The sequence below is a fragment of the Paenibacillus sp. EB106-06-01-XG199 genome, from assembly GCF_058791575.1.
Genome location: NZ_JBYTDQ010000007.1, coordinates 391,463 through 408,508, shown reverse-complemented (window position 1 = coordinate 408,508; position 17,046 = coordinate 391,463). Strand labels below are relative to the sequence as shown.

At 54.1% G+C, this 17,046-nt stretch carries 9 protein-coding genes and 1 pseudogene; all 10 read left to right on the top strand.

The genetic code is table 11. From position 1 onward, the window contains the following. Window positions 1-1,060, top strand: a pseudogene (locus AC3WT9_RS25105) (collagen-like protein); the annotation flags it as partial. Window positions 1,061-1,266: 206 nt separating this feature from the next. Next, window positions 1,267-2,253, top strand: coding sequence for an ABC transporter permease (locus AC3WT9_RS25100; RefSeq protein WP_341089244.1), 987 nt, complete (start codon window positions 1,267-1,269; stop codon window positions 2,251-2,253). A gap of 23 nt (window positions 2,254-2,276) precedes the next feature. Next, window positions 2,277-3,170, top strand: a complete 894-nt coding sequence (locus AC3WT9_RS25095; RefSeq protein WP_038584856.1) for a carbohydrate ABC transporter permease — start codon at window positions 2,277-2,279, stop codon at window positions 3,168-3,170. Between the two features lie 55 nt (window positions 3,171-3,225). Further along, complete coding sequence (locus AC3WT9_RS25090) at window positions 3,226-4,776, top strand: ABC transporter substrate-binding protein (RefSeq protein ID WP_341089245.1); 1,551 nt, start codon at window positions 3,226-3,228, stop codon at window positions 4,774-4,776. Window positions 4,777-4,916: 140 nt separating this feature from the next. Continuing rightward, window positions 4,917-8,444, top strand: coding sequence for a carbohydrate-binding domain-containing protein (locus tag AC3WT9_RS25085; RefSeq protein WP_492408028.1), 3,528 nt, complete (start codon window positions 4,917-4,919; stop codon window positions 8,442-8,444). Window positions 8,445-8,628: 184 nt separating this feature from the next. Then, entirely contained in the window at window positions 8,629-10,356 is a 1,728-nt protein-coding gene (locus AC3WT9_RS25080) for a glycoside hydrolase family 3 protein (RefSeq protein ID WP_341377048.1), read from the top strand. Beyond that, window positions 10,343-11,419, top strand: coding sequence for a glycoside hydrolase family 88/105 protein (locus AC3WT9_RS25075; RefSeq protein WP_342480944.1), 1,077 nt, complete (start codon window positions 10,343-10,345; stop codon window positions 11,417-11,419). Before AC3WT9_RS25080 ends, AC3WT9_RS25075 begins: the two co-directional genes overlap by 14 nt. 60 nt (window positions 11,420-11,479) lie before the next feature. Next, on the top strand, window positions 11,480-13,195 hold the full coding sequence (locus AC3WT9_RS25070; protein WP_341089249.1) for a DUF8769 domain-containing protein: 1,716 nt from the start codon (window positions 11,480-11,482) through the stop codon (window positions 13,193-13,195). A 40-nt stretch (window positions 13,196-13,235) separates the two neighbouring features. Next, window positions 13,236-16,028: an alpha-mannosidase gene (locus tag AC3WT9_RS25065; RefSeq protein ID WP_341377049.1), complete on the top strand. Its 2,793-nt coding sequence runs from the start codon at window positions 13,236-13,238 to the stop codon at window positions 16,026-16,028. After that, window positions 16,025-17,041, top strand: coding sequence for an HAD family hydrolase (locus AC3WT9_RS25060; RefSeq protein WP_341089252.1), 1,017 nt, complete (start codon window positions 16,025-16,027; stop codon window positions 17,039-17,041). Before AC3WT9_RS25065 ends, AC3WT9_RS25060 begins: the two co-directional genes overlap by 4 nt. Window positions 17,042-17,046 lie beyond the last annotated feature (5 nt).

Below are 17,046 nucleotides of genomic sequence, written 5' to 3'. Positions count from 1 at the left end.
TGGAGTAACGGGAGCTACCGGAGTAACAGGAGCAACCGGAGAGGCTGGAGCAACTGGGGCAACAGGAGCAACCGGAGAGGCTGGAGCGACTGGTGTAACGGGAGCAACCGGGGTGACGGGAGCAACCGGAGAGGCTGGAGCTACCGGAGTGACGGGAGCAACTGGCGAGGCTGGAGCAACTGGGGTAACGGGAGCTACCGGAGTAACAGGAGCAACCGGAGAGGCTGGAGCAACTGGGGCAACGGGAGCAACTGGAGTAACGGGAGCTACCGGAGTAACAGGAGCAACCGGAGAGGCTGGAGCAACTGGGGCAACAGGAGCAACCGGAGTGACGGGAGCAACCGGAGAGGCTGGAGCGACTGGTGTAACGGGAGCTACCGGAGTGACGGGAGCAACAGGAGGGGCTGGAGCGACTGGTGTAACGGGAGCTACCGGAGTGACGGGAGCAACAGGAGAGGCTGGAGCGACTGGTGTAACGGGAGCAACCGGAGTGACGGGAGCAACAGGCGAGGCTGGAGCGACTGGAGCGACTGGTGTAACGGGAGCAACCGGTGTAACAGGAGCCACGGGAGCGGGTGTTGCAACTGAAGGCTTCTCGGCGTTGCTGCCGGCACTTTCGGTTACGACAAGTACCCAGCTCACAGGCTGGACTGTGGCGTCGCCATATTATGATAGTCCAACATTCGATGAAACTGCAGGGAACTATACCATACCGGCAACGGGCAGATATTCCATTGAAGCGACCGTCAATTATTCTACAACTGCTGCGATTTCGGTAGCTTTGGGCGCAGGAGTCGATCCGGCCTTTGTGGTACGGAGAACCTCGCCTGTAACAACAGATTTGGTAAGCGGGTTATTTCCGCTGCTGAATGTAAACATTGCCCTCCTGTTAACGCTCCGCACGATACTAGGTAACGGTACAGTAACCTTGGCAGGAGAATTCGAGTTGACGGCAGGCGATGTGATCGGCCTGTTCTATGAATCCGATGGGTTGACGGTTCCTTTGGATCTGGGCAGCACATCTTCAGGCATTGTGTGGTCTGTTCACAGACTCACTTAAGAACATCTATTCACAAAAGAGTGGCCCAGCAGGATGGGCTGCTCTTTTTTGCATGTGTGTTTTTTCAAGCCCTCTCTTTTTCAACACAAAAGACTGTAGGATTTCGAACTTTTATTATAGATCACCTTATTTAGAAGCCGCCGCTCTCCGGCTAAACTTAAGTCGTGGAAGAGAGAGACTGCTTAAGGAATCAGGAGGCGGAAGTGATGATTACTCATGAGAAGAGGAGCGCGATCAACACTGGACAAAGCTCACCGGTCCGGCCGGGAGCCAGAAAAGGGTCCATATTTAAGCATTTGCTGAAACATAAGGTGCTGCTGCTGATGCTGCTGCCCGGTTTGATCTTTCTGCTCATCAACAATTATTTGCCGATGTTCGGAATCATCATTGCATTCAAAAATATCAACTATGTTGATGGAATCCTGAGAAGCCCGTGGGTGGGGATGGATAATTTCAAATTTCTGTTCGCGACCTCGGACGCGTGGATTATTACCCGAAATACGGTGCTGTACAATTTCGTGTTTATTATTCTCAATCTGGTCATTGCGGTTTCGATTGCGATTGCCCTGAACGAGCTGAGAAATAAGCTGGCCGCGAAATTTTATCAAAGTATTATGTTTTTTCCCTATTTTTTATCTATGGTTGTTGTAAGTTATCTGGTGTTCGCCTTTCTTAATGTTGAATACGGTTTCATTAATAAAGGTGTCTTATCCCTGTTTGGACTGAATGAAATCAACTGGTATTCGGAGCCGAAATACTGGCCGTTTATTCTGCCGCTGATTAACCTCTGGAAGGGTGTGGGCTACGGCTGTGTCATTTATCTTGCGGCCATCATCGGCATTGATTCCGAATACTATGAGGCAGCTCTGATCGACGGCGCCAGCAAGTGGAAGCAGATTCTTCATATCACAATTCCGCTCATCCGGCCGGTCATTATCATCACGACCATCCTGGCGATCGGCGGCATCTTCCGCTCCGACTTCGGGCTGTTCTACCAGACCACGCTAAACTCCGGGGCGCTGTATCCGACAACGCTGGTCATTGATACCTATGTATACAACGCGCTTATCAATATGGGCAATCTGGGCATGTCCGCAGCGGCAGGCTTATACCAATCGGTGGTCGGCTTCTTCCTGGTCCTGGGCTCGAACTGGATCGTGCGCAAGGTCGACAAAGACCAGGCCGTTTTCTGAATTTGTGAGAGGAGGGAGAAGCTGTGACCAATAACGAAATATCCAAAGTAACGAATATGATACTCCATATTATTTTTATCATCCTGACGATAGCCTGTCTCTTGCCGATTGTGCTGGTCTTTATGATTTCGATTACCGACTATGATTATATTGTGCTCAACGGTTATCAATTTTTCCCGGAGAAGCTTAGTCTGGAGGCGTATGCCTATATCTTTAAGGATTACACCATCATTGCAAAAGCCTACGGCGTGTCCATCTTTGTGACGGTAGTCGGTACACTGCTCAGCGTATTTATCTCTTCACTCTATGCGTACCCGATCTCACGGACGGATTTCAAATATCGCGGCTTCTTCGCTTTTCTGATCTTCTTCACGATGCTGTTCGGCGGGGGGCTGGTGCCGTGGTACATGGTGTACACCCAGGTGCTGGATCTGAAAAACTCCATATGGTCCTTGATTATCCCAATGCTGCTGTCTCCTTTCAACGTGCTGATTATGAAAACCTACTTCCAGATGTCTGTGCCGCCTGCGCTGATTGAAGCCTCCAAAATTGACGGTGCCGGGGAACTAAGAACCTTCTTTCGGATTGTGTTCCCGCTCTCCCTGCCGGTCTTTGCCACCATTGGATTGTTCAACACCCTGCATTACTGGAATGACTGGTTTAACAGCATGATTTTTATTACCGACACCAAGCTCTATTCCCTGCAATACCTGATGTATAAAATGATCTCGCAGGCGGATTATCTGAGCCGCAACAGCGCCTTGATTCAAGGCTCGGCCACAGAACTGGCCAAATTGCCGGGAGAAACCATCCGCATGGCGATGGCGCTGATCGGAATCGGTCCGATTGTGCTGGCGTATCCGTTCTTCCAGCGCTATTTCATTAAGGGTTTAACGCTTGGGTCCATTAAAGGCTAACCTCGGAATCCACCGATTTAGCATATATTTTCAAGTCAAAGGGAGGAAAAGAGTAATGACAGGTAAAAGAGGCACGGGTCTACTGCTTTCACTTGTACTTATGATTGGAATGACACTCAGCGGGTGCTCAGGGAATAATAATAACAATAAAACCGCCGCCCCCGAGAAAACCGCGGAAAGCACAGCAGCCCCAGCCGCCACTGAAACTGCCAAAGCAACCGAAGCAGCCGAAACAACAAATGAGCTGGAGCAGGTGGAGCTGTCCCTGTATCTCCCGGGCGGTCCGGATAAGGATGTAGCATCTGTTGAGCAGGCCATCAATGCTTATTTGAAGGATAAAATTAATGCCACGATCAAGATTAACCAGCTGAGCTGGGATAAACCGGCGGATAAAGTGAATCTCATGATCCAATCCGGTGAAGTGTTCGACATGGTCTTTACCTGGAACTTCATGACCAATGCTGCCAAAGGCGCGTATCTGCCGCTGGAAGAGCTGCTGGATACCTACGCCAAAGAAACCAAGGCACAGATCAACCCTGCTTATCTGCAAGCGGCTACTGTAAACGGACATTTGTATGCGGTTCCAACCGAAAAAGAGCTGGGCCAATCCGTAGGGTTCGCTTTTGACAAGGCGATTGTCGACAAGTACGGCTTCGATGTGAACAGCATCACCAAGCTGGAGGATATCGAGCCGATGCTGAAGACCATTAAAGAGAAGGAGCCGGCCATGTCGCCGCTGTTCATGAACCATACAGACAGCCTAAACTGGTTCACGGTGTATCCGGAAAGTGAAGATCTGGACGGAAGCAATGAAATTCCAACGCTGCTTGATTACAAAACCATGAAGGTGTTCAACGAATATGACACTCCTGAAATTGTGGAAAGACTTAAGCTGATCCGCAAGTGGTATGAGGCCGGATACATCAACAAGAACGGAGCCACTGACAAGACCGAGCTTAAGGATGCGGTGAAAAGCGGCAAAGCCTGGTTCGTGTACGGCAATATGAATCCTACATCCACCAACGACTGGACCCGGCTCGCTGAGAAACCGATGATTATCAAAACGCTGCTTCCGGTTCAAGTAAGCACCAAAAGCTTGCAGGGCTCGATGCTCGCCATCTCCAGAACATCGAAGAATCCGGAACGCGCTATGATGTTTATGAACCTGATTCATACAGATCCTGTCCTCTACAACTTGCTTACCTTCGGTATTGAAGGCAAACACTACAACAAGGTTGGCGAGAACACTGTTGATTTCATTGCGGACAGCGGCTACAACTCCGTATCCTCCTGGATGATCGGGAACGTGCTGCTCAACTACCTGAATAAGAATGAAGACCCGAAACGCGTGCAGCTCTACACGGACTGGAACAAGAACTCCAAAGTTTCGCCGGTTATCGGATTTGTATTTGATTCGACGAAGGTGCAATCGCAGATTGGGGCACTGATCAATATTACGAAGCAGTATAAGAATACCTTGTACTCCGGGGAGCAAGATCCGGAACCTATCCTCAAAGAAATGAACAGCAAGCTGAAGGCCGCAGGACTGGAAGCTGTGATTAACGAGATTCAAGCGCAAATGGATGCATTTTTGGCCGCCAAATAAGGAGCCGCAGCAGTAGCAGACCCGATATCCGGCAAACAGCCTGGCCGTATTGGCCGCTTGCCCGGATTTCGGGTATTCATATTCGCCTAGCCAGCACTTGGGGTGCCCCGAATCTACCTTATTAGAAGAGGGTGTTTATTGTGCGAATTCAAAAAAACATTGCTTTACTGCTCATTCTGGTGTTGATGCTGATGACCTTCTGGATACCGGATGGGTCAAAGGGTTTGGCATCGGCCGCTGCTGAAGATGCAATTGTTACAAGTCAGGTGATTGAACAACAGGCCGATTCACAAGAAGCGGCCGCGGATTCTGTACACAATAGCACAGTGACTGCATCAACCTATGAACCTCCGATGACCTTGTTATGGCAGGTGGGCGATTCGGATAATAGCTCTGCAGAATTTACCGTCTTTAGCAATGTCTACAGCAAGACTCTCCAAGTTCCCGTACCCCCGGGCCACTGGGACAACGTCCCCAAGGGCATGAAGGCCGATGCCAACGGATTCATGAATCTTTCCTTCCATTTGAGCCAGGTCCCTGAATATGGAGTCCAGTTTAGCTTCAAAGTTATCGATGCAAGCACAGCTATTCCCCAGCTTGCTGTATTTACAAACGGTCTGATGAGCGGGCTTATTCAGATCACCGGCCTGAATGACGGTGAGAAGACGCTGGAGAATACCTGGAAACAAACCTATAGGCTATACATTCCCAAGGAACAGCTGAAGACCGGGCGAAATGTAGTCCGGCTAACCGTGGATCGCGGATTGTACGCGGATCCGCAGGCTCCCGGTTATAACGGAGACAAATATTTATGGTTCGAGTGGGATTACTTCAAGCTGGAGTCGCTGAATGCACCGGCTGTCGAGCCGATCCATGGACGGTATGTCCATCTGGGAAGTACAATTGCCGCGGCAACCTTCAAATACGACGAGCATGCGATCCGCCATTTGGGGCCTATGGCCAAGTGGATGGGCATTGCCTATAGCGGCAACTGGATGCGGGCTTCTTTCTGGTCTGATACCAGCGCAGGCTGGGACCCGCAGGGGCGAAACTACCTGGCAACGCTCCGTGATCTGAACCTTGAGCCGATGGTCAATATCATAGGAGGCAACTGGAGGAATAACAGCGAGCTAAGCAGCGGCACAGTCCCGGCAGCACTCCGGAGTTACTACGCTAACTTCGTCAGTAAGTTCGGTGATTTGTACCAGTATGCCGAAACCGGCAATGAACCGGGACTGTTCGGCTGGGCCCAGAAAGCCGTAGTAGCTACGCACGAGCTGATGGATGAAGAACGGGCAACGAACAGTCAGCCCTATCTCAAGATTGTTGCTCCGGGTTGGGCGTATTGGCCGTATAACGGAGCTCCCGACGGCTGGGAGCGGGACGCGGAGCAGCGCAGGGAGATCGAGGAGCTGTCCGATGTGACGAATGGGCACAGCTATGGCGGAACGGGAGTGCAGCCGCTGCCGGGCGGCAGCCTTTATGAGACTCTGCAGGTCTATGACGACGCAGATGACGGCTTCGGCAAAAAGATGGCGATGAGTGAAACAGGTGCCAATGACAACCATTCCGACAACACGAAGTATGGAACCTATGCCTACAGGTTCGCTGCTGCTTTTGACCGGGAGATGCGCGGAAATATTGGATATGTGGACCATATTATGCAGCATGCGGCTTTCTTTAACGACGGCACGGAATTTGGGCTGTTTGCTTCCGGGATCAATTGGAACACGCACCGTTATGAAGATACTGTTGCGGTACCGGCCAACAGCAGTGAGGCGGGAGAAACGCGGCTGAAGACTTTCCGCAGGCTGGCTGCCGCGTACGCTACCCATGGCCGTCCGCTAAGCTACGAGGTGCTGAATACATGTGGATGCAGCTCGAACATGAACATGAAAAAGGTCTACTTCCGCGCGGTAGATACGTCGGCACTGGGTACCTCGGCTATCGGGGCAGAATCGGATAAAATCCTGCTGAACTTCGTCAATTTCGAGAAAAAGCCGATGACGATGAAGGTTCGGGTAACCATGCCTAGCAGCGGGCAATATGCCGGAGAAGTGTTCGGAGCGGGCAATTCCTATGCTGCCGCACATTCCACCGTGCAGCTTACGGCAACTCCGAATATCACCCTTACGGTTACCCTGGGAGCCGGCGAAACAGTCCAGTATATTCTGGATAAACTGGAGACAGAAGCACCGACAGTACCGGGAAGTCCTGCAGCTATAGCGCTCAGCCATGAGCAGATCAAGGTGACCTGGAATGCCTCGGCTGACAATGATGCGGTGGTCAGCTACAACGTGTACCGTGACGGCGGGGTTACTCCGGTGATGACGGTTCCGGGCCGGATAACCTTTTTCAGCGACTATAGTGTGGCCCCGGAAACGCAGTACAGCTACAGGGTTCAAGCCGTGGATGACTTCGGCAATATTTCAGCATTAAGCCCGGCCGTATCGGCAACTACATCGGCCATGCCGATCACGCCGCATGTCCCGGGTGATCCCACCAAGTTTGAAGCGGAAGCAGCCTCATTTGCCCTGCCTCTGCGAATTGGTAACAACAGCAGTGCATCCGGAGGAAAGGTTGTGGAACAGACCCATGGAGGCGGCATTTCCATCCAGGGATTGTATTCGGAAGTGGGCGGAAGCTATACCCTGACTATTGCATACGCTTCCAATCAGGATTCGAAGAAAAATATTGTCGTGAACGGACAAAGGCAGTCCACGGTTACCTTGCCTTCAACAGGCAGCTGGAACAGCAACATTACGGCCAGACAGTTCGGCGTTACACTTCAGCCGGGCTATAACACGATCAGCTTCACTTCCGCTGGCAACGGAGCGAATCTCGATTATTTCAAGCTGGAGGAAGGGCTTTATGTTCCGGTGTCCGACTGGTACACGGTAGAGCATGACCATGCCTATATTGACTATACCGGGTTTGAAACAGCGCCGAACGGGGTGTCCCATGTAACCTACTCGCCGGATTCGTCGGCGGTGTTTAACTTTAACGGAATCGGTGTCCGCTGGAGATCGGATATTAAGAGCAATATGGGCAGCGCGGATGTGTACGTTGATGGGCAATATAAGGAGACCGTTGTCATTCCCCAGGCAGGGCTGGAAGGCGACAACAAGATCGTCTACGAGCTGACGGGCCTGGATTATGGGCTGCACCGGATCGAGGTCGTCCATAACACTGGAACGGTAATGGTGCACGGCTTCGAGTTCGAGGGCTATGAGTCAACACTCCCGGCTCCAATGGCGGATCTAACCGTCACGGAGGTCGGCTGGAATATTGTAAACAGCGACGGCACACCTTCCAGCCATGTGACCCCCGAGCTGGGCGATTCCTTAATCTTCTGGGCCAAGGTTAAAAACGTCGGCGTGCGTCCTACCCCGCTGAACAATTCCACCGGGCTGGGGCAGATTACAGGCGGTGCTTTCTCTGTTAACGGCGGGGTCGTATCCTGGTCGGACACGAATAACACGGTCATCCAGCCGGGCGAGGAAATTACCCTTACGGCCAACAGCAGTGCCCAGGGAACGCCAAGGTGGACAGTGCCGACCATCGGAGACTTCACCATCAGCTTTTTTGTCAACGATATCTGGCGGTATGAGGAGATGAACAAGGAGAATAACAAGTTAAACAAGACCCTTCAAATCAGTTTGAATTGATCGAAGGATCGGCCAGCCTCCCCCGCTGCTTTGGATCACGAGGCAGCGGGGTTTTTCAGTTTGCTAAATGTAGAAGATTCTATATGTTTATAGAATTTTGAACTTATTTTGTAGTTGCCTTTATTTAGAGTGGCGCCGGGTTTCGTTACACTGGGGTTAGAAACTACCGGGAGGAATCGTGACCATGCGAAAGGCATTAGCTAAGGAAGAGCGGGACTGGGTAGAGCGCACCTTACGATCCATGAGCCTGCGTGAAAAGATCGGGCAGACGATGCAGGATCATGCGGGCAGGCTGCCATTCCAAGGGATGGACGAAGGGACTATAAGGGCGTATTTGGAGAAATATCCGGTGGGCAGCTTCTTTATCGGCGGAGAGGTGATTCAGAAGGCTGCCGGAAAAGCGGAGGAATACCGCGAGTGGGTGGAGCTGCTTCAGAAGGTCAGCAAATATCCGCTGCTGTTCTCGGGCGACCTGGAGTTCGGGGCTGGCTCTGCAGTCAAAAGCTTAACCGCTTTTCCTCCGCTGCTTGCCCTTGCCGCAGTAGATGATGAAGCGCTGGCTTACGAGTACGGCAAGTATACAGCAATCGAAGGGCGTGCGGCCGGGTTTACCTGGGCGCTGGCACCGGGTACGGATCTTTTGCTGAACTGGATGAATCCGGTGATTACGACCCGCTGTCTGGGAGATGATGCGGAGCGGGCACTGCGCCTGTCCAGCGCTGTGATGCGGGGAATGCAGGATTACGGTATTGCCGCTTGTGCCAAGCATTTTCCGGGAGACGGGGTGGATTACAGGGATCAGCATATCATTACCACCATCAACGGTTTGTCCGAAGAGGAATGGTTCGCCACTTATGGCCGGGTGTCCCGGCAGATGATTGATCAGGGCGTGATGTCGTATATGACGGGACATATCGCCCTTCCCTGGCTGGAGGCGAATGCGCAGGGGAATAAGCCTGTTCCGGCTACGGTCTCGGCACGTATTACAACGGAGCTTCTGCGGAAGCGTATGGGGTTTGAGGGAGTTGTCCTGTCGGATGCGCTGGATATGGGCGGATTTCTGGCCTGGGGCGATTATGAGACGCGGACCATAGATTGTTTCAACTGCGGGACCGATGTGCTGCTATGGCCGGGTGTGAACTATTTTGAAGTCATGGAAAGGGCAGTCGCCAGCGGTAAGGTAACGATGGAACGGCTGGACGTAAGTGTCCGGCGGGTTCTGGAGATGAAGGCAGAACTGGGTATGCAGCATCTGGATGCCGAGGGCCGGGATCACTCCGCTGCGCCGCTGCTGAATGACAAATTGCATCCTGAGCTGGACCGGGAGGCCAGAGAACTAAGCACGACACTTGCCGGGCGGTGTATTACGCTGGTCCGTAACCGGAGAAATCTCCTGCCCCTGAATCCGCAGACGACCCGCAGAGTTCTCGTCATTATGCTGAACAAAGTGACAGAGGGACGCAAATATGACCGCATGGAGCTGTTTGTCGGGCACTTGAAGGCCAGAGGGCTGCAGGTGGATATTCTGGATGAATTCGAACCGCTGAATACGCTGCAGAAGTGGGAACAATCCGGGATTCGCTGGGATGCTGCGTTCACGCCTTATTTTCTGCCGCTCCACGGCATGATGAACACGGCCCGTCCGGTGGGGGAGGCTGCCAAGGCGATCTGGGCGATGCAGCATGCGGAGACGATCCACCCGATCGGGATCTCTTTTGCCACACCGTACCTGCTCCGGGATATGCCGTTTCTCGACACGCTGGTAAATGCGTATTCACTGCATGAAGATACGGTGGCGTTGACGGTTAAGGCGCTGTTCGGGGAGATTCCGTTTCAAGGGGAATCACCGGTGCAGGCAGATCCTGAGGGAATGAACAATGTTCCAAGGGGGCTTCAGCATGCCCGATACTAAGCAGTTATTGCAGGAAAAGCTGGACCTGCTGTTCGAATGTATGATTTCCCCCCGGCACCAAGGAAATTGGGGAATGGACATGGATCACTGGGACTGGGTCCCCGGGGTAGGGCTGATTTCCATACTGGATTATGGAGCGGCTGGCGGACAGGACAAGGCCATGAATTACCTGCTGCAATGGGTGGAGCGGAATAAGCAGAAGGCAGAAGGCGTGAAAGTCATTAATTCCATGGCTCCTTATGCCGTGTTCCCCGAATTGTTCCGGCGGACAGGGGATGAGTGGTTTCTGCATAAAGCGCAGGAAACCGCCGCCTGGATGCTGGAAGATGCACCGAGGACCCGGGAAGGCGCGCTGGAGCATACCGTCACTGAAGCGGCCCTGTTCCCTGAGCAGGTATGGGCAGATACGGTATATATGGCTGTGCTGTTTCTGGCGCGGCTCGCCAGTCTCACCGGAGACCGCGGCATGGCCGAGGCTGCGCTGCAGCAGACTCTGCTTCATCTGCGGCTGCTGCAGGACCCGGGGACGGGCCTGCTGTTCCACGGCTGGAACTGCCGGGAGGGCAGCCATATGTCGGCGGTCCGCTGGGCGCGGGCCAACGCCTGGATTACCCTTGCCGTTCCGCAAATTGTAGCCGGGATCAAGGGGCTTGTACCGGTTCCTGAAGAGCTGTACAGCCGCTATTCGGAGCTTGCTTCAGCGCTGAGGTCCTGCCAGGACACAGGCGGACTCTGGCATACGGTGCTCGACAGGCCGGACTATTACCAGGAAACATCGGGGAGCGCGGGCATCGCCTGCGGCTTCATTCAGGGAGTCAGGCACGGTATGCTCGAACCTTCTTATCTTGGCAGCGCCCGGGTCACAATTGAAGGCATCCTCCCGCTTATCCAGGATAACGGTGAGGTGCAGGGGGTGTCGGGAGGCACCCCCGTCATGCCGTCGGAGGAGGCGTATAACGAAATTGCGCTGTACCCGTCGCTGTACGGGCAGGGGCTGGTCATGCAATTGCTGGCGCAGGCACTGAATCTGGATCTGAATTTAGATCTGGGTCTGGGTCGGTGATCCGGCCTTGGCCCAGTAGGATCAGCCAAACCGTTTTACCAGAGAAAGGCAGGGAGATCGATGAACAAGATGACCGGCAATACCAATCAAGGGATAGACCAGCAGCAAATGCTGATCCGTAAAATGCGCATGCTGGAGTCCCGATATGATCCGGGAATTTGCATGCTGCGCTCGCCGTTCGGCAGCCCGGGATATCATACAACGCTGAAGCAGGCGGAGTTTATCCATTCCACCAGAGATTCGCTTTCGTATGCACTCGGGCTGTTGGATACCGAGCTGGCTGAGCTGGAGCAGCGGGCCTTTGATATTATCAGGCAGGTGATTTCCCTGCAGGATACAGACCGCAGCCATGATACCTTCGGAATCTGGTCATGGTTCTATGAAGAGCCGCTTGCGCAAATGTCGCCTCCGGACTGGAACTGGGCCGATTTCTGCGGCAGCCGGCTGATTCAGGCGTTGTCGCGCCATGGCTGGCGCTTTCCGGAGGCTCTGCGTGAAGACGTCATACGCTCTATTGAATATGCCTGCGAGGCGATTATGAAGCGGAATGTCGGTCCGGATTACACCAATATTGCCATTATTGGAGCCTTCGTTACGAGAATTGCCGGGGAGCAATTGGGCCGCGAGGATTATGCCGAGTACGGCCTGAAACGCCTGAAAAAATTGTATGCGTATACACAGCAGCGCGGGGCCTTTCAGGAGTACAACAGCCCGGTCTATACCTATATCGCTATTCTGGAGCTGTCCAAGCTGCGTTCCGAGACTACAGACAGCACGGTAAAAAGGCTCAGCGATGAGCTGATCGAGCTGACCTGGCAGACGGTCGCCGGGTATTATCATCCTGCGACCGCCCAATGGTCCGGGCCGCATTCACGCTCCTATCAGACGCTTCTGAATGATCAGAGTAAGGCTTTTCTGCAGGTCGCAACTCAAGGGGAGGTTATGTTTTTTCCTTGGGAGGAACTGCCTTATGAAGAGGAGTGGTACAAGAGCGGATTCTATTGCCCAGCCGCTTATCTGGATGCATTTAAGGTTAGGGGGACAAAAGAAGTGCGGCAGCTCTACGAAGGAAATGCGGGCGACGGCAGCGGCAAATGGGCAGTCACCTTTATGACCCCGCAGGTTAGCATAGGTTCCTTTACAGACAGTGACCTGTGGAATCAGAGAAGACCGCTGGTGGCTTACGTGGATAATAACGGTTCACCCTCCTATATTCAGCTCCGCTGTCTGCATGACGGCTATGACTATTGTTCCGCCCGTTTCAAAGCCAGACAGGATCAGGGGCATCTCCTGTTTGGAGTGGACTTTCTGACCAATGGCGGAGATACGCACCCCAATCTAGACCGCATTGACGGTGAGATTGAGGCTGGGGATTTCCGGCTGAGACTGGAGATCGGGGGCAGCCTGGACGGCATCTTCACCGAAACTGTAGAAGACGGGGCTGTGATTAAGATAGGAGAGACCGTCTTGCGTCTAACCACATGGTTCGCGGCATTCACGGGACATTCAGGAGCCAAGCGGAGCTGGGGCTGGGAGATCCACACGGACGAGGATGCCATCCTGGTGGATATGGTGCTGTATTCCGGCCTACGTAAAAGCATTAATTTCACCCATCTGCGGCAAGCGGCGTTTGTATTCTCTCTGGATATTCAGGAGGGCGGGGACATTCCAAGGCCGCTGGTGGAGATGACCAGCAGCGGCAGGCTGCGGATCAGCGGGAGCACAGAGGAGCCTGAAGCTTTCTCCCTGACCCTGCGCCCGGGTCCCGCAGAATGAAGTTCCCCGAGACTGGAATGACAAAGGAGATAGGAAGCTCATGAAACCAGACACCTCCCATATCAAACAAATCAAGGTTGTCTCTAATACACACTGGGACCGGGAGTTCCGGCGGTCGTTTGAGCGGACCCGCCGGAATCTGCTGACCATGCTGGATACAACACTGGATATTCTCGCCGCTGATCCGGACTATGCGTCTTTTACGCTGGACGGCCATTCCATCCTGCTGGAGGATTATGTGGAAATGCGGCCGGAGCGCAGGGGACAGCTTGAACAGCTGATGCAGGAAGGGCGGCTGATCGCAGGCCCATATTATACGCTGGCTGAAGAGTTCAGCATCTCGCATGAGGCGCTGGTCCGTAATCTGATCCTGGGCCGGAGCGTGGTGGAGAAATTTGGCGGTAAGACAGGAACGGTCGCCTACACCCCGTCCTCCTGGGGGCAGACCGGGCAGTTGCCGCAGATTCTCCAGGACTTCGGACTTGATAAAATGATGTTCTACCGCGGCATCTCCCATCACGAGGCCGATGCGGAGTGGATTTGGAGCGCGCCTGACGGAACGCAGGTGCTTGCCAGCCGTTTTGGCCTGTATGCACGTTATAACTGGTATTACCAGGTTCACCGTGCAGTGACCCGCGGTACGGTTTTTGACAAGACCTATCAGTGGGGCAAGGAGAATGATCTGCCTTTCCGGCTGTCGGATACCTTGTCCGGAGAGGATCAGGCTTACGAGATAAAGTCACCGGTTGTCCAATACGACAAGGAGAAGTTGAAGCAGGCGGTTGAGGACATGATTGAGCGTGAAGGCCGCCATTTCACGACTGAAGTGTTCCTGGCGATGCATGGGCACGATATTTCGGTAGCCCATCCTCTGGAATCGCGGATTATTGCCGATGCCCGGGAACTGCTGGGGGACAAATATAACATCGAGCAGACAGATCTGGAGGGCTTCTGGAAGGAGGCGCAAAAACATCTGGACCGGGAGCATCTTCCTGTCCTCACGGGGGAGCGCCGGTCTTACCTTAAGGAAGGGATGTGGACATTCCTGTTCCCGGGAACGATCAGTGCGAGAACCTATCTGAAGCAAATGGACTTCTCGGCCAGCAATGCGCTGGTGTATTATGCGGAGCCGCTCGCTTCCTTGGCCTCGGCGCTGGGGTCCGCCTATCCCGCTGGATACATGGAGCGGGGATGGCGGTATTTACTGTCCAACCATACCCATGATGCCAACGGCGGCTGTGCGCCGGACAACGTCTGCGCCGATATGGAGTATAGATACCGGAAAGCCAGCGATATTGGAGATATCGTAACGGAGGATGCGATGGCGTACATCGCCTCGCAGCTGTCACCCGAAGGCATGGAGCAGGATGAGATGCAGCTGATCGTTTATAATCCATTGCCGATGGAACGGAATGCTATCGTGCTGCTCGATTTGGAGGTGCCGAGAGTCAATGGGGCCCTTTCCGTCAGCCTAAGCTCGGCGCTGGATCCGCTGGTAGAACGCCAGGCCATTGCCAGCGGCAATTCCAGCGTGTTCGTGGACAGCATATGGGATGTGCCCACGATCCTGGAGAGCCGCCGCATCCGGTTATTGGCCCGCTTGACCCGTCTGCCCGGACTCGGCTACCGGGCGTACCGGATTGTGCCGGAGGCGCGCGAGCTGCGCAGCAGCGGCACCTTGATTACAGGACCCGGCACAATGGAGAATGAATTTCTGAAAGTGCAGGTGAATCCTGACGGGACGCTGGATTTGCACAATAAAACGACCGGCAGAAGCTATAGCAGCCTCAACTATTTGAGCGATCAGGGAGAGAACGGAAACGCCTGGAAGCATGTGTCTCCTCTGCATGAGCGCAAATACAGCAGCCTTGGTGTGCCGAGCCAGGTAGCGGTAACGGTGAGCGGTCCCTTGAGCAGTACGATCGAAGCGGAGTATGAATTTGCGGTTCCGGCAGATTACGGGGACGGAGAGTCGCGCAGCCGGGTAATGGCAAAGCTTCCGGTGAAGGTAGCCTATACGCTGGAAAAGGGCGCCAAGCATGTACTTGTGAAGCTAACGGTAGATAATAGGGCCAAAGATCACTGGTTGCGCGCCAATTTCCCTACAGGGCTGCGTACCGGGGTTACTTGGGCCGACAGCCATTATGATGTGTTATCACGGCCCATCCCGCTGCCGGATTCCACGGATTGGGCGGAACGGGCCGAAGGTACTCATCCGCTGCGCACCTTTGCCGACATGACGGATGGAAGAGATGGACTCGCGGTTCTGCCCAAAGGGATCTATGAATATGAAGCCTTTGAGGATGAGCACAGTACCTTGGCGCTAACCTTAATCCGGGCCTGCCGGATCAAGCTGGCAGTGAGCGAAGAGAAGCTGACGGAGCTGCCCGACCAGGGCATTCAGTGCCCTGGCCTGCAAAGCTTCGAATATGCCATCCACGTACATGAAGGAGATTGGCAGGAGGCAGATCTGCTTGCACAGGCGGCGCAGCTGTACACTCCAGTGCGGCTCGCAGCCTCCGGCCGTGGGCAGGGCACGCTTCCGGCAGAGGCCAGCTTCTTTACGCTGAATAACCCTGCCCTTCATGTCAGCTGTGTGAAGCAGGCGGAGGATGGCAGCGGAACTATTCTCCGGCTCTTTAACGGTTCGGATACGGAACAGAAGGCGGACATCACCTTCGGCATCGCCCCGGAGCAGGTGCAGTGCTGCCGGATGGACGAAACGCTTCTGGATGAGCCGGAGCTGCAGCTGGCTGCCAATCTCTTGGCAGTGACGATACCGGCCAAAAAGATCGCCAGCTATAAGATCTCTATGGGGGTTTGGGCGAGATGACGGAGAAGAAATTGCCTGGATTTGGTCTTGGAATGTCACAGCTGGCCGCCGGCTTCTTTGAGCAGGAGAGCGGAGGAGATGGGTTATTCCGCAGGGGAGTTGGCGGTGTTTCCGCTATTCTGACACCGAAGGACCGGAAGACTGAGTTTATCATATATGAAGACAAAACACTTTGTTATGTGAAGTCTTCGATGGGTTCCCCAGCGCTGTATCCTTTTTACGATGCAGCTTTCGAGGGTCCGGCAGAAGCGGTGCTGATGGATCTGGACGGAACCAGTGTCCACAGCGAAGGCTTCTGGATGTGGATTATTGAGCAGACGGTAGCCCGGCTGCTGGGAAATCCCCGCTTCGCGCTGCGCCCCGGAGATGAGCCGCATGTCTCCGGGCATTCCGTGTCGGAGCATCTGCAGTATTGCATAGCCAAATATTGTCCGCAGCACAGTGTAGAGGAGGCCCGTCAGCTTTACTTTGACATTACCCATTATGAAATGAATGAGATTATGCAGGGCCGGGGGAAGCCGGGGGCTTTTGTTCCTGCGCCCGGTCTGGGAGAGTTCCTCCAGACCCTGAAATCTAAGGGCGTAAAGATTGGGCTTGTAACCTCGGGACTGTACGAGAAGGCGTGGCCGGAAATCCTGTCAGCCTTCCGGATGCTGGATCTAGGCGATCCGTTTGGCATGTACGATGCGGTCATTACGGCCGGGCAGACATTTCATCCCGGCCAGGCGGGCACGCTGGGTGAATTGTCGCCGAAGCCGCATCCCTGGCTATATGCCGAGACGGCAAGGATCGGCCTGGGCCTGGGTACGGAGAAGCGCCGCCGGGTGGTCGGCATTGAGGACTCAGCGGCGGGTGTCATCTCGATCCGTCTGGCCGGATTTGCGGCGCTCGGCGTGACCGGCGGCAATATCCGCAGCAGTGGTGTGCTGCCCTTGCTGCAGCAGGAATTTGGCAGCCTGACGGAGATGCTTCCGCTGCTGCTTGGCGAGGCCGGTCCGGCAGCGGCTTTTTGAGGCCT